At 46.9% G+C, this 665-nt stretch carries 1 pseudogene; it reads left to right on the forward strand.

From position 1 onward, the window contains the following. Nucleotides 1-665 (forward strand): annotated as a pseudogene (locus I6E38_RS15030) (IS1380-like element IS612 family transposase); the annotation flags it as partial.

Genomic DNA, 665 nt, shown 5'->3' on the forward strand with positions numbered 1-665 from the left:
TATATCGAGAACAGCGATGGTAACACGAATGTGCGTTTTCATCAGGCAGACACCCATAAGAGATTCTTCGCTCTTCTGGAATCCCAGAACATCCGTGTAAATCGCTTCAGGGCAGACTGCGGTTCCTGCTCGAAGGAAATCGTCAGTGAGATAGAGAAGCATTGCAAACATTTCTACATCCGTGCCAACCGATGCAGTTCGCTCTACAATGACATCTTTGCTCTGAGAGGATGGAAGACGGAGGAGATTAACGGCATCCAGTTCGAACTCAATTCCATTCTCGTTGAGAAATGGGAAGGCAAGTGCTATCGTCTTGTCATCCAGAGACAAAGACGCAACAGTGGCGACCTTGACCTGTGGGAAGGCGAATACACTTACCGTTGTATTCTGACCAACGATTACAAGTCATCGACAAGGGACATTGTTGAATTCTACAATCTGCGTGGCGGCAAGGAACGTATCTTTGACGACATGAACAACGGATTCGGTTGGAGCAGGCTCCCCAAGTCATTCATGGCGGAGAATACTGTCTTTCTTCTGCTTACTGCATTGATACACAATTTCTACAAGACCATCATGAGCAGGCTTGACACCAAGGCTTTTGGGCTCAAGAAAACGAGTCGCATAAAGGCTTTTGTCTTCAGATTCATCTCCGTACCTGCCAA

Source organism: Leyella stercorea, from assembly GCF_021531355.1.
Taxonomy (GTDB): Bacteria; Bacteroidota; Bacteroidia; order Bacteroidales; family Bacteroidaceae; genus Prevotella.